Raw genomic sequence first — 19,524 nt, 5'->3', positions numbered from 1 at the left:
GAAGTATGATGTTTTAATGCTTTACCGCGTCTAAGCTTTGAGTTTAAATAAAAGAGACGGAAGATTCCCGTCTCTTTTATAGACTAGCTGTTTTACTGCTCCTGTGACCATTGCAGCATGCCACCAGTCATATTGGTGCAACCCTCGTAACCTAACTGCTGCAAATATTCGCAGGCACGTTCACTGCGATAACCGCTCCGGCAAATAAAGATGATTTCACCGGTGCGTTCAATTTCCTCAAGGCGGCCCGGAATCTGTCCGAGCGGAATGTGCTTGGCACCTTCAATCATACCTTCCGCTACTTCTTCCGCTTCACGGACGTCGATCAATTGCAATTGCTCTCCTGCTTGCAGGCGTGCGCGAAGCTCAGAAGGTTCAATCAGAGCGATTTGCGTCATGGCTGGACCTCTTTTCTAATGTAAATGGGTACTATTTGTATTGTTGACGTGTGAGAAACGTCACACTCTCTATGTATGATAGCGAAGCGATCTCTAAGCTGTCAATTAGCCTAAATCTAAAAATCAAATAAAGATTGGTCAACCAGGTTGCTAAACCTCGACAGACCTAGATGAATATTCCTTATTTTTTAGGTGGAGAAATGAACGTTACAACTTGTATAATTAACGTAAACTAGGATGGTTTGAATCGAAAAGGAGCATGTATAATATGGATGTTATCGTTAGACCTACCCCTTCCCTGCAAGGAGAGATTGGGGCTTTGTCCTCCAAAAACTACACTACTCGTTATCTGCTAACGGCTGCACTAGCTGATGGGCAAAGTACTATTTACTATCCAGCTCATAGTGAAGACAGTGATGCTATGCGTCGTTGTATCACCGATCTGGGAGCAGTGCTGGAAGAGGATGATGAAAAAATCGTGATTACAGGTTTTGGTAGCCATCCTCAAGCTGTGAAGGAACTGAACGTGGGCAATGCAGGAGCGGTGCTCCGTTTTTTGATGGGAATTGCGTCCCTATGTCCGGATGTTACATTTGTGAATACATATCCCGACTCCTTGGGGAAAAGACCCCATGATGATCTAATTGATGCACTGGGCCAACTGGGGGTTAAAGTAGATCATCGTGAAGGCAAGTTGCCAATACGTATTCAGGGTGGTCAGGCGAAGGGCGGTAAAATCCAAGTGTCCGGTTCGGTTAGCTCACAGTATTTAAGCGCTCTGTTGTTCCTTACACCTCTACTGGAGGAAGATAGTGAAATTGAAGTGCTGCATGATTTGAAATCCAAAGTGGTCATTGGGCAGACGCTGGAGGTATTGCAAGAGGCTGGTATTACCATTCATGCAAGTGATGACTACATGTCTTTCCGCGTACCGGGTCGGCAATCCTATCAGCCACGTACGTATACTGTACAAGGGGATTATCCAGGGAGTGCTGCGGTGCTGGCGGCGGCTGCAGTAACGAATTCCGATGTAACCATCCATCGTCTTAAAGAACAGAGCAAACAGGGAGAACGTGCTATTGTAGACGTGCTGCGTATGATGGAAGTGCCACTGACACATGAGAACGATACCGTTGTCGTAAAGGGGAACGGTCGATTGAAAGCCATCGAGTTTGACGGTGATGCTGCGACAGACGCTGTGCTTGCCATGGTAGCTGCGGCTGTATTTGCCGAAGGTACGTCCCGTTTCTATAACGTGGAAAATTTACGGTATAAGGAATGTGACCGTATTACCGATTATTTGAATGAATTGAGCAAGGCTGGAGCTCGGGTAGAAGAACGTCAAGCGGAAATCATTGTGCATGGTAGACCGGAGGGTGTCGAAGGTGGTGTGGAAATCAACGCGCATTTTGATCACCGTGTCATTATGGCATTGACGGTTGTAGGTTTGCGTGCGCAGAAGCCGCTAGTGATCAAGGATGCGCATCATGTCGCCAAATCGTATCCACAGTATTTCGACCATCTGACGACGCTTGGTGCTTCTGTAGAATGGGTAAAATAAAGGTAAGTTAAGATGCAGACAGGAGGAGAAAAAATGGCTTTTGAAAATCCGTCCAGAGAAGAGATTAAGAATATTTTGGAACAAGTAGGCAATATTGCGGTTGTTGGTTTGTCTGATAAATCAGACCGCACCTCATACATGGTTTCTTATGCTATGCAACAGCGGGGATACCGGATCATTCCGGTAAATCCTGCGGCCGCAGGACAAACGATTCTTGGAGAGACTTGCTATGCCAGTCTTGCTGAAGTACCAGAGCCCGTTGAATTGGTTAATGTATTCCGGCGTAGCGAATACTGCGCAGAGGTTGCGCGTGAAGCCGCTGCTATTGGAGCTAAGATATTGTGGCTGCAACAGGGAATTATAAGCCAGGAAGCCGCTGACATTGCGCAGGAGCATGGAATGACGGTTATTATGGATCGTTGCATTAAGGTGGAGGATTCAGTGACCCAAGCTGTACGTAAAGGATAATCACATCGCTGAATCATGCTATATGAGCATGAAAAAAACCTTCTTCCCTTATTTCATAGGGTTGAAGGTTTTTGGTGTGAAATCAGAACTATTATACAGTATATTATACTTTCAGGAATCCATATAATGTATGTATGCTTGGAATATGATAGGGTCTAGTTAAATTCATAGGGTTATCGCTGAGTAATAAGTTATATGACCTGTAAAAGCGTAAATAAATATTTTTGGCTGACGGAACCATTGCTTTGACAAAAGTATTTATTCGGCTTACCATCAGGGATAGAAGGGAGAGGAATGCCATGAATTGGCTCGGATCCTTACAACAGCTTGGTCGTGCTGTCATGCTCCCGACGATGGTGCTACCAGCAGCTGCAATATTGCTAAGTCTCGGCAGCCTTCCTTGGGCCACGTGGGGATTTCCTATGGTGTCTGATATGGCAAATGCGGCGGGACACGGGATTTTTTATTTTTTGCCGTATTTGTTTGCGGTGGGTGTTGCACTGGGCATGTCGAATCAAGCAGGTCAGGCGGGACTGGCTGCATTGGCTGGTATGGCTATATATGATCAGGTCACATTGAGATTTGGAAACGGACTCATTCAGCCAGCGACGCTCATAGGTATCATTTTGGGGATTATTTCAGGCTTGGCTTATAATCGCTTCAAAAGCATTAAGTTGCCCGAAGTGCTTCAGTTTTTTGGGGGAACCCGATTTGTTCTGCTGCTTATTGGCCTGTTCTCTGCTGTATTTGCAGGGCTTATGTTGATTATTGCTCCGCTGATCCAGCGAGGACTGGAATTTATAGTAGGCCTGGAATCGAGCTTGGGCGGTTTTGGACTGCTTATTTACGGTATTCTATACCGATTATTGGCAGCTTTTGGTCTTCATCATCTGCTTAATAATATATTTTGGTTTCAACTGGGTACATATAAAACGCCGTCTGGCAACGTTGTGCAGGGGGATTTGCCCCGGTTTTTTGCTGGCGATCCGACAGCGGGCTATTTCATGTCTGGGTTGTTTCCCATTATGATGTTTGCGATCCCTGCGATTGCGTTAGCGATCATTCAGGAAGCTCGTGAAGATTTGAAGCCAAAGGTGCAGAAAACGTTTCTGACGGCCGCATTGGTCTGCTTTTTTACCGGAGTGTCGGAACAGATTGAGTTTGCCTTTTTGTTTGCTGCTCCTTATTTGTTCCTCGTTCATGCGGTTATGTCCGGTCTGGCCATGTGGCTTACCTTTGAGCTGGACATTCATCATGGCTTTTCATATTCGGCGGGCTTTATAGATTATGTCCTTAACTTCCATCTGTCACATAACGCCTGGTTACTAATTCCAGTCGGAGTGGCATATGGACTTGTGTATTATGTACTATTTCGATGGGCGATCCGTCGGTTCCGTATTCCAACCCCTGGTCGCGAGGAAGGCTCAGTTCTGGAGGATTGGGCCGGTAATATTCCTTACAGTGCTCCACTTATTTTGGAAGCACTCGGTGGGAAGGAGAATATTGTGCAGGTAGAGGCCTGCATTACCCGTTTACGGCTGACCGTTCACAATGACAGGCTGATTGATACCGGAGCAATGAAGGCTTTGGGATCGGCCGGGCTTATTAATCTGGGCGGGGGTAATTTACAAGTCGTATTTGGAACATATTCAGAACTGATCCGTGAGGAAATTGCGAAGTTGATGGAACGTGATCTTCCTCAAATTTTGTTCAATGCTCCTGTACATGGAAAAATGCTACCGATTCATGAAGTGCCTGACAAAATTTTTGCAACGAAGCTGGTTGGGGACGGTGTTGCTTTTGTTCCTGAACGCGGTGAACTTGTGTCTCCGGTGTATGGTACTGTGATGCATTTGTATCCGACCATGCACGCTTTAGGCATCTCCACACGAGAAGGACTTGAGGTTCTGCTTCACATCGGGATTGATACTTCACAGCTAAAAGGGAATTTTACTGCTATGGTAGAAGCAGGCGATACGGTGGAACCGGGGCAATTGCTGATCAAATTTGATTTGCAGGCGCTACGAGAGCAAGCTCCATCGCTGGTGACTCCTATGGTCATCACGAATCCGGATCGCGTCAAGTCGTGGAGCTTTGCTCCGTTTAAAACAGTGAAAAAAGGTCAGGCCTCGGTAATGTCCGTTGTGCTGCATGACAGGAATGTTGGAGGGGTAGAAACATGATAGAAGGCATCGGCGCCGCAGCAGGTGTGGCCATCGGGAAGGCATTTGTCCTGCCGAGCTGGGAATGGGATTTACCAGATCAAAAAATGGATACGGTAGATCTAGCGAAGGAATTTGAACGATTGTATGAAGGGATACGTACATCCAAAAGTGAAATCCAGTTTATTAAGGATGAGTTTCGAGAGATGGTGGGACCGGAGGAATCCAGCATTTTTGATGCTCATCTTGCGATATTAGAAGATCCGGAATTCATGAATGAAATTAGCGGAATTATTCAGCGTCAGTATAAGGCGGCCGAGGTGGCTGTGAAGGAAGCTATTGATCATTTTGTGACCATGTTTGATTTGCTGGATGATGAATATATGAAGGAGCGGGCAATCGACATTAAGGATGTGGGGAACCGACTGCTCAAGCATTTGCTGGGCGCACCGGAAGTGACTCTTCCCAACGACACACAGCCTTATATTCTGGTAGCCAAGGAGCTTTCGCCATCCCAATCGGCACACCTGAATCCCAGCTACGTGTTGGGGATTGTGACTATGAATGGTGGTAAAACATCGCATTCCGCGATTATGGCCCGTGCGCTTGGTATCCCACTCGTTTCAGGATTGGAGAGCAATTTGAATTTGCCCGTTCAAACCGGAGATATGATGGTTGTGGACGGAGACCTGGGCAGGGTGTATGTAAATCCGGAAAAATCAGTAACAGACCACTATATCGTTTTGCGTGACGAGCAGCGACGCAGAAAAGAGCAGCTTCAGGTACTCGCTTCGGTAGAAGCTGTGACCAAGGATGGAACCACGCTGAGGCTGGCGGCCAATATTAGCTCCGTTAAAGAGCTGGAGGCCGCTTTGAAGCATGGAGCTCAGGGTGTGGGGCTGTTCCGCACGGAATTTTTATATATGGATCGCAAATCTGCTCCTGATGAAGAGGAACAGTATGAAGTATATCGGCTAATAGCGGAAAAGGCAGGCAATCACTCCGTAGTCATCCGTACATTGGATATCGGCGGCGACAAGCCGTTGGATTATCTTGAACTCCCAGAGGAAGAAAATCCTTTTCTAGGTTATCGTGCTATACGGATTAGTTTGGATTGGAAGGAAATGTTTAAAACTCAATTGACTGCAATTTTGCGAGCCAGTGCAACGGGGAATATCAAGGTCATGTACCCGATGATCTCATCTGTGGAGGAAGTCCGTCAGGCAGATGTTCTTTTAAAGGAGGCTATGGCGGATCTGGATGCAAGAGGGCTTGCCTATAATCCCAAAATACAGCGAGGAATTATGATTGAGGTTCCGGCTGCGGCGATGATCGCGGATCTATTAGCAGCTGAAACCGATTTTTTTAGTATCGGAACAAATGATCTAGTTCAGTATGTGCTGGCTGTGGACCGTATGAATGAGCAGATTGCGCATATGTACCATCCATACCACCCGGCTGTACTTCGAATGCTGCGCATGACTGCACAGGCGGCACATCAAGCCGGAATTGATGTGAGTGTCTGCGGTGAGATGGCTGGAGATGAACGATCCGTTCCACTTTGGCTGGAACTAGGAATACATCAGCTCAGTATGTCCCCCCAATCTTTATTGCGGGTCAAGCATCGTGTGCTGAATACGACCGCATCTGAGGCGATGACAGTTGCTCGTGCTTGCTTTGGCATGTCTACTGGTGCAGCGATCGAAGACAAGCTGACTGCAGCTAATATCAGCTGCATCCCGGCCGGACCTGGGCGGCAGTAATGCTTTAAAATCTGAAAGCTTAGCTTGGCTCGTACAAAAAAGCACCTTCAAAACCATGAATAAAGTGGTTTTGAAGGTGCTTTTTCGATATAGCTATAGATAAGGGTTACTCAAGTCCTGAATGTGCGGACTGGATATCTTATTTCTGAGCGCTATTAGCTAATACATCGCAGAACGCTTTTCCGTAAGGGGGAAGATCAGGCGGTCGACGAGCGGATACAATATGTCCGTCTGTCACCACAGCTTCATCCTTCCAGATGGCTCCTGCATTTTCCATATCATCACGAATACCTGGTGTGGAGGTGACCGTAACACCATCCAATATTTTTGCAGAAATCAGTACCCAGCCTGCATGGCAGATTTGTCCGATGGGTTTATGTGCGGCATGAAATTCCTGTACGAGTTGAATGACCTTGGGATAGCGGCGCAGTTTATCGGGCGCCCATCCGCCAGGAACGAGAATTCCGTCATAATCGCTGCTATTCAGTTCTTCAAAGGCATATTCTGCTTCAGCAGGTACGCCGTATTTTCCAATATACTTTTTACCCTTTTCAGCACCGGCTAAATGTACTTCCGCGCCTTCTTCACGAACGCGATACACCGGGTACCATAATTCCAGATCCTCGAATTCCTCATCTACCAGGGCAATTACCTTTTTTCCGGTAAGTCTTGACATCCAACCATCCTTTCGTGCGTCACATGATGACACCTTTGTTTTGTAATCTGTACTTTTACATCTTAAGAAAAAGTACGCCCGAAGTCCATTCCTCCGCAGATTCTCGGGTTAGGAGTCGCTCTTTAACAACAATCGTCGTCATTTTTTGACCCCCAAAGCTTTGGTAATTTGTTCATTGCTGCAATCTGTGGAAGGATTTGAGGCCCCAAAGTCGAAATAAAAAAAGGTATGATAGATTTTATTGAGTTAACAAATATTTTATAGACTAGTAGATAGATATATCTGGATTCTGATGAGATCCTCATATAAGTTTGATCCTACGTAATGAGGTGGTAAAATGCATAAGCAATGCCAATGTGGTGAACCGATGGGGCTGGAATTGCGAAAGGTAATATATGCGAGTAAGGTTGAAATTTTGCATGTCCCTGTATTCTCATGTCCGTCATGCTTTTCCAGTGAGGTTTTGCAGCATGTGACGAAGGACATTAAGGAACTATTACAAAGTTTAGGGAGCAAACCTGCACCCCGGCGAATATCTTTTGCACGCAACAATGAACTGGCAGAAATTATTCGTAAGCTTGTACTGGAGGAAGCGGATAATCCCAATGTGGATTGGCAATCCGCTTTGGAGGAGCGAATGGAGCTTCGAATTAATCTCTTACTGGATCTTTATCGCTATGCGAGAAGCCTAGGAGATGAAGATTGGATGAATGATGTAGAGAAAAGATTGGTTCAATTATCCGGTTTTACCAGTAAATCGGTGTTTACGAATACGAAAAACTAAAAAATATGAAAATTTTCATGGTCACCATTGGATTTTACATGTTCTTTTTGTTACGATGAGAATAGGCCATACGACAAGACACAGAAAGGAATGTATATCCAATGGCGACGATGACGAAAATGACTACTATTCAACAATTAAATACGGCTCTGGAAGCGTCATCAGACAAGCCGTTACTCCTCTTTAAGCACAGTACACGTTGTCCGATAAGTGCAGGTGCATATCAGGAAGTGGAGTCTTATTTGGAAGGTGCTCCCGACGAAAATATTGAATACGGTATCATTTATGTAGTAGAAGATCGGCCGGTGTCCAATGCGGCTGCGGACAAGCTTCAGGTGAAACATGAATCGCCGCAGGCCATTTTAATCAAGGACGGGGAGGCTGTCTGGCATACATCCCATTCGAATATTACAGCCCGTGCGCTTCACGATCATCTCACATAGATAGAATGAGTGCTGTCGTTGCATAAAGTAGTATTTTGTCGTATCATGGTTCTAATTAGTTGATCTAGGATTCGGTTGAAAATTTATTGGCAATGGAGAGAAGGAATGTGACGGTAACGATCTATGATGTAGCTCGCGAAGCTGGTGTCTCAATGGCCACGGTGTCCCGCGTAGTTAACAATAATCCTAATGTAAAACCTCAGACCCGCAAGAAGGTGTACGAAGCGATTGAACAATTGGGATATCGCCCGAATGCGGTAGCTAGAGGTCTGGCCAGCAAGAAGACAACGACTGTTGGCGTGGTTATTCCGGATATATCGAACTCAATTTTTGCAGAAATTGCACGCGGTATTGAGGATATTGCAAATATGTATCACTATAACATTATTTTATGTAATGCCGACAAGCGTAAAGAAAAAGAGATCCGCGTTATCAACACATTACTTGAAAAGCAAGTGGATGGACTGCTGTTCATGGGCGGCACAGTAACGGACGAGCATATTCAGGCCTTCCATACAGCTGCAGTTCCTATTGTTCTATGTGCAACGAGTGATGAAAAAGGTAGCTATCCTTCAGTTGATATTGACCATGAAGCCGCTGCTTTTGATGCAGTTAACACGTTGATCCGCCATGGACACCGTCAAATCGCAATGATCAGTGGTACGCTTCAAGACCCTGCAAACGGCTATGCACGTTTCCAAGGTTACAAGAGAGCATTGGAAACAGCTGGAATTGATTATCAGGAGGATCTCGTGAGAATCGGAAACTACCGCTATGAATCCGGTGTTGAAGCCATGAAATACTTCCTTGGTCTGAAGAAGAAACCAAGTGCTATTTTTGCCGCTACGGATGAAATGGCAATTGGTGCGATTCATAGTATTCAGGATGAGGGATTGAAAGTACCTGATGATTTTTCGGTAATCAGTGTTGACAACATTCGTATGGCCTCCATGGTTCGTCCTCAGCTGACGACCGTCGCACAACCAATGTACGATTTGGGTGCGGTAGCCATGCGTTTGCTGACCAAGCTGATGAAGAAGGAAAACGTGGAGAACTCTCGCGTTATTTTGCCGCATGAGACTATTTTGCGGTTATCAGTTAATTATTTAGACTAGGCACAGTGCCGAATAGGATACACCTTCGATGAAAGCTCCTTTGACGGAGCTTTTTTCGTAGATACATAGCTTCTTGTGACATCATCATCAAACTAAGAAACGAGGGATGCGTAATGAGCCGACTTTATGGATTAATGGGTGCGATGGATGAAGAAATTGAATTGCTGCTCTCGGCAATGACGGAAGCAAGCAAGACGACCAAGACGGGAATCACATACACTACCGGAATGATTCACGGGCAAAGGGTAGTCGTCTGCAAGTCCGGTGTAGGCAAAGTCAATGCTGCGGTAACAACACAAATCTTGATTGATCATTTTGGCGTCGAACAAATTATATTCACGGGAGTGGCAGGGGCGGTACACCCGGATTTAAACATTGGGGACATTGTCATCTCATCAACATGTATGCAGCATGACATGGATGTAACGCCTTTGGGTTATGCCAGAGGGGTCATTCCTTATCAGGACACCTCAGAGTTCGCGGCCGATCCCGAGCTTGTCCGTCTGGCTGAACAAGCCTGCAAATCGTTTGGCGATCGATACATTGTCGGGAAAGTACTTTCCGGCGATCAATTTGTCGCAAATCGTGAGATAGTGACAGCATTGCATCAAGAAATGGACGGTGCTTGTACCGAGATGGAAGGCGCCGCAGTGGCTCAGACAGCTCATATGAACGCTGTGCCTTATGTTGTCCTACGATCTATGTCAGATAAGGCTGATGGATCGGCTCACGTGAATTATGCTGAGTTTACGGTAGAAGCCTCACATCGTTCGCACCGTATTGTGGAGTTCATGCTCAAGCATTTGGGATAAGAGTGTAATATTTTTAATACATGAATCTTCGAACAAACCGGATACGGTCAAACTGTTCTCGTGATTCGAGGGGCACATCATCTCCCATTCGTACCATCAGACAGTTCGCAGGGTGTGAGCATATTTCAGGATCATCCGTGGCGTACCATACCATATTTACGGTTTTCATCAGACGTTCCATCATGCGGCGGTATTCCCATACGGAAAGACCGCTGCCTTTTAAATCCCAGTGCCAGTAATATTCAGTTGTAAAAATAATATAGGATTCGAGCTGTCCGTCTTCAAAGGCAATCCGAATCATTCGGCTACCCAGGCCCAGTCCGCGATAGTCATCGGCTACCTCGACAGCTCCGAGTTCCAGTAAATCCTTCATGCCAGCTTCCGACCAGCGTTCCATCTCATCTGGATAGTGAAAAGTGACATATCCCAGAAGGGTTTCTCCATCATGGGCAATGATGATTCTGCCTTCAGGCAGTTCTGAAATTTCCACCAGCGCGTCGAATTGCTCCTTTGGTTTACGAAAGGCGTCCAATTGCGTATGCATTTGAAATGAACGCAATCGATCAGCGGATACCGGTCCTTCTACATGGATGGTTTGTCCGTTATGATCCAGTGTGTCCAAGTGGTACAATTTTAAATGCTGCATGGGTGCGACCTCCTTGTTTGCCATCAGTACCTCTTCATATCCCCTACTTATAACAAAAAAACAAATAAATGAAAAGGATGGTCGTCACATCCTCACCTATGATATACTGATTTAGACACGAATTGTTCACAATTAAATGCTTTAAATCAAACCACAAATCAAAAGATTTGATTTGCATCATTAATTTTGTAAGCGCTATTTTGTTCTGTGTAATTCTCATTATTCCATTGTGAGGAGGCTGAACGCATGAAGATTGAAGAACTCCAGGCTGTAGTTCCCACATCCAACATGGGCCCTTATGAACAAGCTTACAACAACTTTCAGTGGGAAGATGTAGAACGTCATTTTACGTGGTATGAAACAGGCAAAGTGAATATGGCACATGAGGCGATTGATCGACATGTAGAGGAAGGCCGGGGAGAGAAAGCAGCACTTTTGTATTGCGACGCAAACCGTCATGAAACCTACACTTTTTCTCAGCTCCGTGCCAGCTCCAACAGGTTCGGAAATGTGCTGCGCAAATACGGTATTGGTAAAGGGGAGCGTGTGTTTATATTCATGCCCCGTTCACCTGAACTGGTCATTAGCATGCTTGGGGTTTTAAAGGTAGGGGCTGTTGTCGGTCCACTATTTGAGGCGTTTATGGAAACGGCGGTTAAAGATCGCTTGGAGGATAGCGGGGCGGTGGCATTAGTAACCACACCTACGCTTCTTTCACGGGTGAAACGTGAGGAGCTTCCTGCGTTGCGTCATATTTTTGTGGTTGGTGATATGGACGAACGAGAGCAGGGAATTATTGATTTCGAAACGGAAATGCTCACGTCCTCAGAAGATCTTGAGCCCGAATGGCTGGGGCGTGAAGATGGATTAATTATTCACTATACGTCAGGCTCAACGGGCAAGCCCAAAGGCGTGTATCATGTGCAAAATGCAATGATTCAGCATTACTATACGGGGAAAGTGGTACTGGATCTGCGGGAAGATGATGTGTATTGGTGTACTGCGGACCCTGGTTGGGTTACGGGAACATCATATGGTATTTTTGCTCCTTGGCTAAATGGAGCCACGAATGTCATCCGTGGAGGACGTTTCAGCCCAGAGGATTGGTACCGCACGATTGAACGTCACGAAGTGACTATTTGGTATAGTGCTCCTACGGCGTTTCGGATGTTGATGAGCGCAGGGGAGCAGGTAGTTGCCAATTATGATCTAAGCAGCTTGCGGCATGTATTATCCGTTGGGGAGCCACTGAATCCCGAGGTAGTGAGATGGGGTTGGCAAGTATACACACAGCGTATTCATGATACTTGGTGGATGACGGAAACAGGAGGACAGTTGATCTGTAATTACCCAGAGCTACCGATTAAGCCGGGCTCGATGGGAAAGCCACTTCCAGGTATTCAGGCTGCTATTTTGGACGACAGAGGCCAGGTGTTGCCTCCTAATAGGATGGGACATTTGGCGATTCGTACACCATGGCCATCCATGATGAGCCGCATATGGAACAACCCCAATAAGTTTCAGGAATATTTCCGCTTTTCCGGTTGGTATGTATCCGGTGATTCAGCTTACATGGATGAGGACGGATATTTCTGGTTTCAGGGAAGAATTGATGATGTTATTAACTCCTCTGGAGAGCGCATCGGTCCTTTTGAGGTGGAGAGCAAGCTTCTGGAGCATCCTGCCGTAGCGGAAGCAGGAGTCATTGGCAAACCAGATACTGTACGAGGAGAGATCATTAAAGCTTTTGTCGCCCTGCGTGATGGCTATACCGCGTCGGAAGCGTTACAACAGGACATTTACCGCTTCGTCAAGGAAGGGCTGTCTGCTCATGCTGCTCCGCGTGAAATTGAATTTAAGGAAAGGTTACCCAAAACCCGTTCCGGCAAAATTATGAGACGTGTGCTGAAAGCTTGGGAGCTTAACCTTCCTACAGGTGACTTGTCTACTATTGAGGATTGAATTGATGCATGTTTGCACCAAAAAGGAGTCTCCATAGCTATTATAGCTATGGAGACTCCCTTTTTTATTAGGGTGAACTCATGCATCTCACCCAAACTATCGCTTCTTGTTTTTGTTTTGAACTATGGACGAACGGCTCCAGAAGGAGCTGATTCCCCCATGGTATTCATGGAAGTAACACGGAACCAGCCTTTGGGCTTGCGGCCTGGTTTATACTCAAAGCTGGTGTTTGCGGTAGAGCCTATGTTTTTAAAAGGCTCCGCACCGCTTTCACTGTAATATACGTTATAGGCTGTTATAGCGTCCGCAGGCTTTCCTGCACTCCATTGGAGGACTACGGACGTGCCTGCCGCTTTAGCTTGGGGCTGCCCAGGAGCAGTAGGAACTTCTGTAGGCTGCGCACCTGTTCCATCTCCCTCGCCCGGAATATCTGGTGATTCAGAATCTGCAGGTGGCACTACAGGCGCTGCACTTGCTTGGGTACTTGGCCCAGATTCATGTCCTCCCACATCAACGGCGGTCACATAGTAACTTGCGCTGCTTCCACCAGGGCTATCAGAGAATACCTTGGAGCCATCAGCCATGACAACCTTACCAAGCCGTTGGAAGCTGCCTCCATCTGTAGAACGATATAGACGGTAACCTACAACATCACTGTTTCCGCTTGGGCTAAAGCTAATTATGGCTTTGCCGTCACTATAGCTTACGCTGACGCTAGATGGAGCGTTAGGAGCTGCCCCATCGTCCTTGCGTGGATCAATCTGAGTAGGTGCTTCTTTATCTGCATCTTGAGGCAGATAGTAGGACAACGAATTATGCCGTCTCATCACTCTAAAGGCTTGCTGAAGCTCTTTAATCAATTCTGAGATTGGCTTTTCCCGTTTTCTAACGGTCCGTTCATACAACATATCATCTGGCGTACCATCACGTGGAATGTAATTTACACCCTGATAGGTAATGTATTTCGCACGGGTAACACCATTTTCACTGTTTTTGGGTAAATATTTACTGTTATAAATGTCTGAACCATAGGCGGACGCTGTCCGGCTTACAATACCGTCAGGTCTCTTGAAACTGTCCGTTTGGAATAACTGAGAATCTTTAGCCGTTACTTCATTCATGATTAGAGCCCATAGACGACGAGCCCGCTCTTTTTGTGCTTTCGTTTCAAGCTTATTGACAGGTTGCTTGTAACCAACCCACACTCCCAGCGTGACGTCAGGCGTAAAACCCTCAAACCACACATCGGTGTAGGATTGCGTAGTACCTGTCTTGCCGGCGATCGGAATCTTGCCGGATTGATTAAAGTTACGCTTCACCAGTCTGCCTGTGCCTTCCGATACGGCTGTACGTAACATATCTGTCATCAGGTAGGCGGTTTGTGGTGTGAAGGCCTGTACAGGATTAGGCTGATGCTTGTATACAATATTGCCTTGCGAATCCACGATCTTTTCGATCATGTAGGCATCATTAAACACACCGCCATTTGGGATGGCTCCATATGCATTGGTTAGTTCCTCAACGGTTACCCCGTGGGCCAAGCCGCCGAGTACACCGGTTTGGGCGTTGTTATCACTTGGTTCCAAGGTGGTAATACCCAGTTTTTTAGCAAAAGCCCAAGCCTTATTAATCCCTACCTTTTCGTTAAACAGCTTGAGTGCTATCGTATTTAGCGATTGATTCAGTGCATAACGCGCTGTGACTAATCCTTGGTAGCGGTTGTTGGCATTTTTCGGGATGTGATATCCATTACTGCCATCTTTCAAAATAATAGGAGCATCATCCACAATCGTGCCAGGTTGTACAAGACCGCTGTCCAAAGCAGGCAGATAAGCAGCAATCGGTTTCATGGCTGAACCCGGCTGGCGTACCATCTGGGTAGCATAGTTCATTTGCTCTTTTTGGAAGTCCCGACCTTCCATCATACCGAGAATGGCGCCGGTTTTATGCTGAATCAGAATGGCCGCCGCTTGCTCGTCACCCTTGGTTTTACTTGTAGCAGAGAAGTTGTCCTTATTTTCTGCAATTTGACGCATGGATTTGTACACGCTCTTATCAATGGTGGTATATACCATATAGCCGCCCGTGCGAAGCTGCTGTTCAGCTTCTTTGAGCATGTCGTTATCATCCTTGGTTTTGGTATCTGCACTGGCATTAGCTGCTTGACTCGGATTGGTGACAGACATGAGTGCCTGAGCAGCTTGCCGCTCTGTTTCCATCATAAGATATGGATAGGTGTTATAAGCCTTAACAGTGCGTGGTGCTAGAGATTTTTTGATATCAAAAGCCATCGCTTCATCATATTGTGCTGTATTGATTTTGTTCTCCTCCAGCATTCGGCTGAGCACCAGGTGCTGGCGGTTAATCGCTCTTTTAAATCCGGCTTCATTAAACTCACCTTTACCGTTGTAAGCAGAATAAGAAGAAGGGAGTTGCGGCAGACCTGCCAGATAGGCAGCTTGGGCTACATTAAGCTTGCCCAAATCATTTTCATTAAAAATACCTTTGGCTGCTGCTTTAATACCAAAGACGTTGTAACCGCTTGATCCGTTACCGAAAGGTACCTTATTGAGATAGGCTGTAATTATTTGTTGCTTGCTCAGGAAGCGCTCAAGGCGCAGAGATAGCAAAATTTCTTTGACTTTGCGGTCATCCGTACGATCAAGATTTAAAAAGACACGACGTGCAAGCTGCTGGGTAAGCGTACTCCCTCCAGTTTGTACGGATTCATGTAGTGCCTTTTGCTTCACAGCACGCAGCGTTCCCGACAAATCGACACCTTTATGCTCGTAAAAATGATTATCTTCAATGGCAATAACTGCGTCAATGACGAGTTGAGGAATCTCCTTAAACGTAACAGGTCTTCGATCTTCCTCGGTCCGAAGCTGCCCGATGGGAGAGCCATCATTGAAATAAGCGAAGCCTGTAATTGCATTCTTATCCACTTCCTGTAGAATCGTAGATCTGGAACGCACGGGCTCGTTTTTTACAATAGAAGCAACATAGCCAGCGGCGGTTCCCCCTGCGAATAGTGCCCCCATAAAACCGATGATGACGACCCACTTTATGACACGGCCGAGCCTTCGCATGGTTCTCCGTAAGCGGGAAGGCTTAGGCTCTGATACATTGTTTTTTTCTTCAACCATTAAGTCTTCCTCCTTTATAACAGCCATTATTATAGCATAAAATTACAAAATGAACCCATATGCTAAAAAGCCTGTCTTTTGGTGTCGTTGACTACATAAAAACAGTGTGTTATAAATAGGTCAAAGTAAATATCGTGAAAAGCAGAGAAAGACTTCAGTAGAAGGTGGAATCACGTTGTGCAGAGAGCCGATGGGTGGTGTGAATCGGTAGCGTCCCTCCTTTGAATTACCGTCTGGAGCTGTCTGGATGAATGGAAGCTTTTGCAGGTTTGCGAAGCTCTCCATAGTAATCCGGTACCGGGTGTAAACCCGTTATAGGAATGAAGTGAAAGAAACGTTGGTTTTTTGCATACGTTTCTTTAATTAGGGTGGTAACGCGAGTAGCTCCTTCTCGTCCCTTGGGATGAAAGGGGCTTTTTGGTTTGTTTAAATAGTAATTATTGGATGGAAAATAGGAGGGATTCAGGATGAAGTGGGAAGAATTGAAGCCTGAGCAACAGGCAGAGGTAGAACGACAACTAGAAGTGATCCGTCGTGGAGTAGCGGAAATTGTACCTGAGGATGAGCTGAAGCGTAAGGTTATTAAATCGGTTGTTAGCGGCGAGCCACTTAAAATTAAGCTGGGTCTAGATCCGTCTGCACCCGATATTCACATCGGACATACGGTTGTTATGCACAAACTGCGCCAGTTCCAGGAATTAGGGCATCAAGTGCAACTGATTATCGGAGATTTTACAGGCAGAATTGGTGATCCGACAGGTAAATCGGAGACCCGCAAGCAACTGACTGAGGAAGATGTACAGCGTAATGCACAAACATACAAGGAACAAATTTTTAAGATTCTCGATCCTGAAAAGACAAAGGTATACTACAATTCCGAATGGTTAGGACCGATGTCTTTTGCGGATGTGGTAACTCTGTCTGCCAAAGTAACGGTTGCCCGTATGTTGGAGCGGGATGATTTTACAAAAAGGTACCAAAACGGCTTGCCGATCAGCATCCATGAGTTCTTTTACCCGCTGATGCAGGGCATGGACTCTGTGGCTCTCCAAAGCGATATAGAATTGGGAGGAACAGATCAAAAGTTTAATCTGCTGATGGGCAGAACCCTGCAAAAGGAATACGGAGTAGAACCGCAGGCAACCATTACATTGCCACTGCTTGAGGGGCTTGATGGCGTTCAAAAGATGAGTAAAAGTTTGGGTAACTACATTGGTGTGGATGAGGAGCCAAATGAAATTTATGGTAAATCGATGTCCGTTCCTGATGAGTTGATGCTGAAATATTTTGAGCTTGCAACGGATATTACCAATGAGGAGCTGGCAGAGCTGGCGAAAGGTGTTAAGGAGGGTTCGGTGCATCCACGTGATGCCAAAATGAAACTGGCCGGAACATTAGTTCGCATGTACCACGATGAAGAGGCGGCAGAAGCGGCCAAGCAGCATTTTGTGACTGTATTCCAACAACGCGCGCTTCCTGATGACATTGAAGAATTCACCTTAACAGCAGATCAGTTAGAAGAAGGTGGCATTCGTGTGATCCAGTTGCTGACTCATCTAGGCTTTGCAGCATCTAACGGTGAGGCCAAGCGTAGTATTCAGCAGGGGTCGGTCAAAATTAATGAAGAGAAGTGGACCGATGTGAACGAAGCATACAAGCCGCAGGAAGGCGACATTGTACAGGTAGGTAAACGGAAATTTGCTAAAATCAAGCTTGGATAATTAAAATACATTTAAAAGTAGCGTTGAGATTGATCTCGTATCTCAGTGCTGCTTTTTTTATTTCTACCAAGCGAAAAGCCGTGGTAAACTTAGCACAAATAATCAAACAAATAGATACAGAGTTTTACATAATGAATACGTGGGTTGCCCAATGTGGGTGAAGTCTAGATAAATAACAAGTGTGGGGAAGGATTATATGGACTACTTTAAACGAATTCAGTGTGCGATTGAGTTTATTGAATTGAATCTCCGGGAAGATTTAAAAATTGCCGAGATTGCTTCACAGGCATACTTTTCAGCTTTTCATTTCCAGCGGGTTTTTCAGGCCATTTCGGGTTTTACAGTTCAACAATATATAAGAAGGAGAAGATTGTCCGAGGCGGCAAAACGGCTAAAGCAATCCAATGAAAAGGTATTGGACATTGCTATTGAGTATCAGTACAATTCGCAAGAAGCTTTTACCCGCGCTTTTGAGAAAAGTTTTGGGATCACCCCTGGGAAATATCGCAACTGTGATATTGAGCTTTCCGGGCAAAGCAAAATCAATTTTTTGGATTATCAAAAAAACGCAACGGAGGAATTAGAGGTGAACAAGCCTGTGATATTGCAACTCGAAACGACCAAAATTGTAGGATATGAATATAAAACAAATCTGAATAATGAGCAACACTATAAAGAAATCCCAGGCTTTTATGAACACTTTGGCGCACATGAATATTATATGTGTATTCCGAATAAAATCGCACCGGGAATGTCATATGGGATTGCCTGTCAATTTGAAGACAACGGTGCATTTTCATTTGTGGTGGGAGAGGCAGTTGAAAAAGAGTCGAAAGAACTGGCTGAAGGTTTCATATATATGGAGATTCCAGCAGGCAAGTATGCTGAGTTTGACGCTTCAGGATCAAATGGACGAGTTCAGAATATACGAGATTTTATTTACGGCACATGGCTTCCTAATTCTAATTTTGAACGGAGGGAGGGGCCTGATTTTGAAATTACGGACGTGATGAATTCCTATCCTGATCATTTGAATATAAAAGTCTACATCCCCATTGAATAAAATTCTCAGGCTTAATGCGTGGGGAATATAAAAAAGCACCCGAATGAATTCGGGTGCTTTTCGGTGCTAATGCAAGGATTAGCGGTTGTAGAATTCGACGATTTGTTTTTCATCGATATCTTGGGACAATTCAGCACGCTCAGGCAAACGAATGTATTTACCTTCCAGAGCTGCGTCATTGTACTCCAGATAAGCTACCAAGTGGTTACGGTTTTCCAAAGCTTCTTTGATGGAAGACAGGGAACGACTTCTTTCACGAAGACCGATCACGTCGCCAATGCTTACTTGGTAAGAAGCGATGTCAACTTTTTTTCCGTTCACAGTAACGTGACCATGAGCTACCAATTGACGTGCGCCTGCACGGGAATTAGCAAAGCCAAGACGGAACACAAGGTTGTCCAGGCGGCTTTCCAGCAAGAACATGAAGTTCTCACCAGCAATACCGTGCATGTGTTGAGCTTTGTTGAACAGGGTACGGAATTGTTTTTCACCCAAACCGTACATGTGGCGCAGCTTTTGTTTTTCTTGAAGCTGCATACCGTAGTTACTGATTTTTCTCCGTTGGTTTGCACCATGTTGTCCCGGAGGGAAAGGGCGTTTCAATTCTTTACCTGTGCCGCTCAGGGAAATACCGAGACGACGGCTCAATTTAAATTTAGGACCAGTGTAACGTGCCATTATAGAGTTAACTCCTTCATAATTAAAATTTGAGTTGGGGCTCTCTTTGCGCTCCAATTTGTTCGGCGCTACCTAGTAAGGTGAGACGCACTACTGACAGAAAAGTTCAGCCGCTGTCCTGTCAGC

At 45.6% G+C, this 19,524-nt stretch carries 16 protein-coding genes and 1 other annotated feature; of the genes, 11 read left to right on the top strand and 5 right to left on the bottom strand.

Going from position 1 to position 19,524, the window contains the following annotated elements; genetic code table 11:
• Positions 1-92: 92 nt before the first annotated feature.
• Complete coding sequence (locus HFD99_RS02215; protein WP_013371889.1) at positions 93-398, bottom strand: rhodanese-like domain-containing protein; 306 nt, start codon at positions 396-398, stop codon at positions 93-95.
• Between the two features lie 268 nt (positions 399-666).
• Here HFD99_RS02215 and aroA point away from each other — a divergent pair, with 268 nt between their 5' ends.
• The 4 genes from aroA (at position 667) to ptsP (ending at position 6,352) form a co-directional block, all read left to right on the top strand.
• Complete coding sequence (aroA, locus tag HFD99_RS02210) at positions 667-1,959, top strand: 3-phosphoshikimate 1-carboxyvinyltransferase (protein WP_025365217.1); 1,293 nt, start codon at positions 667-669, stop codon at positions 1,957-1,959.
• A 33-nt stretch (positions 1,960-1,992) separates the two neighbouring features.
• Positions 1,993-2,427: a CoA-binding protein gene (locus HFD99_RS02205; protein ID WP_019687968.1), complete on the top strand. Its 435-nt coding sequence runs from the start codon at positions 1,993-1,995 to the stop codon at positions 2,425-2,427.
• A gap of 299 nt (positions 2,428-2,726) precedes the next feature.
• The gene (locus HFD99_RS02200; RefSeq protein WP_013371886.1) at positions 2,727-4,610 is read left to right on the top strand and encodes a glucose PTS transporter subunit IIA; all 1,884 of its coding nucleotides are present in this window, start codon (positions 2,727-2,729) and stop codon (positions 4,608-4,610) included.
• A complete protein-coding gene (ptsP, locus tag HFD99_RS02195) occupies positions 4,607-6,352 on the top strand; it encodes a phosphoenolpyruvate--protein phosphotransferase (protein ID WP_025365216.1) in 1,746 nt (581 codons plus the stop codon). The genes HFD99_RS02200 and ptsP overlap by 4 nt, the downstream gene beginning before the upstream one ends.
• 139 nt (positions 6,353-6,491) lie before the next feature.
• Here ptsP and HFD99_RS02190 read toward each other — a convergent pair whose 3' ends face one another.
• Positions 6,492-7,028, bottom strand: a complete 537-nt coding sequence (locus tag HFD99_RS02190; protein WP_017427809.1) for a type 1 glutamine amidotransferase domain-containing protein — start codon at positions 7,026-7,028, stop codon at positions 6,492-6,494.
• A gap of 337 nt (positions 7,029-7,365) precedes the next feature.
• On the opposite strand from HFD99_RS02190, the gene HFD99_RS02185 reads away from it, so the two are divergent.
• From HFD99_RS02185 to HFD99_RS02170, 4 genes are all read left to right on the top strand, one after another.
• Positions 7,366-7,812: a hypothetical protein gene (locus HFD99_RS02185; RefSeq protein ID WP_016822381.1), complete on the top strand. Its 447-nt coding sequence runs from the start codon at positions 7,366-7,368 to the stop codon at positions 7,810-7,812.
• A gap of 101 nt (positions 7,813-7,913) precedes the next feature.
• A complete protein-coding gene (ytxJ, locus tag HFD99_RS02180) occupies positions 7,914-8,255 on the top strand; it encodes a bacillithiol system redox-active protein YtxJ (protein WP_016822380.1) in 342 nt (113 codons plus the stop codon).
• A gap of 107 nt (positions 8,256-8,362) precedes the next feature.
• Complete coding sequence (gene ccpA, locus HFD99_RS02175; RefSeq protein ID WP_013371881.1) at positions 8,363-9,370, top strand: catabolite control protein A; 1,008 nt, start codon at positions 8,363-8,365, stop codon at positions 9,368-9,370.
• Positions 9,371-9,483: 113 nt separating this feature from the next.
• The gene (locus HFD99_RS02170; protein WP_016822379.1) at positions 9,484-10,182 is read left to right on the top strand and encodes a 5'-methylthioadenosine/adenosylhomocysteine nucleosidase; all 699 of its coding nucleotides are present in this window, start codon (positions 9,484-9,486) and stop codon (positions 10,180-10,182) included.
• 13 nt (positions 10,183-10,195) lie between these two features.
• On the opposite strand, the gene HFD99_RS02165 is transcribed toward HFD99_RS02170, so the two are convergent.
• On the bottom strand, positions 10,196-10,828 hold the full coding sequence (locus HFD99_RS02165; protein WP_016822378.1) for a GNAT family N-acetyltransferase: 633 nt from the start codon (positions 10,826-10,828) through the stop codon (positions 10,196-10,198).
• Between the two features lie 246 nt (positions 10,829-11,074).
• Here HFD99_RS02165 and acsA point away from each other — a divergent pair, with 246 nt between their 5' ends.
• On the top strand, positions 11,075-12,790 hold the full coding sequence (gene acsA / locus HFD99_RS02160; protein ID WP_044785280.1) for an acetate--CoA ligase: 1,716 nt from the start codon (positions 11,075-11,077) through the stop codon (positions 12,788-12,790).
• Between the two features lie 122 nt (positions 12,791-12,912).
• On the opposite strand, the gene HFD99_RS02155 is transcribed toward acsA, so the two are convergent.
• The gene (locus tag HFD99_RS02155; RefSeq protein WP_107733354.1) at positions 12,913-15,936 is read right to left on the bottom strand and encodes a transglycosylase domain-containing protein; all 3,024 of its coding nucleotides are present in this window, start codon (positions 15,934-15,936) and stop codon (positions 12,913-12,915) included.
• A gap of 135 nt (positions 15,937-16,071) precedes the next feature.
• Positions 16,072-16,338, top strand: a binding site (T-box leader).
• Between the two features lie 65 nt (positions 16,339-16,403).
• Between HFD99_RS02155 and tyrS the strand changes: the two genes are divergently transcribed.
• A complete protein-coding gene (gene tyrS / locus HFD99_RS02150; protein ID WP_025365213.1) occupies positions 16,404-17,657 on the top strand; it encodes a tyrosine--tRNA ligase in 1,254 nt (417 codons plus the stop codon).
• A 196-nt stretch (positions 17,658-17,853) separates the two neighbouring features.
• Positions 17,854-18,720 (top strand): AraC family transcriptional regulator, encoded by an 867-nt coding sequence (locus HFD99_RS02145; protein ID WP_031461730.1) that lies wholly within the window; start codon positions 17,854-17,856, stop codon positions 18,718-18,720.
• 78 nt (positions 18,721-18,798) lie between these two features.
• On the opposite strand, the gene rpsD is transcribed toward HFD99_RS02145, so the two are convergent.
• Positions 18,799-19,398: a 30S ribosomal protein S4 gene (gene rpsD / locus HFD99_RS02140; protein ID WP_031461729.1), complete on the bottom strand. Its 600-nt coding sequence runs from the start codon at positions 19,396-19,398 to the stop codon at positions 18,799-18,801.
• Positions 19,399-19,524 lie beyond the last annotated feature (126 nt).

This window comes from Paenibacillus sp. EKM301P (genome assembly GCF_011800295.1).
Classification (GTDB): domain Bacteria; phylum Bacillota; class Bacilli; order Paenibacillales; family Paenibacillaceae; genus Paenibacillus; species Paenibacillus polymyxa.
Note: the sequence above shows the minus strand (reverse complement) of the source record. Positions and strands in the feature narration are given on the sequence as shown.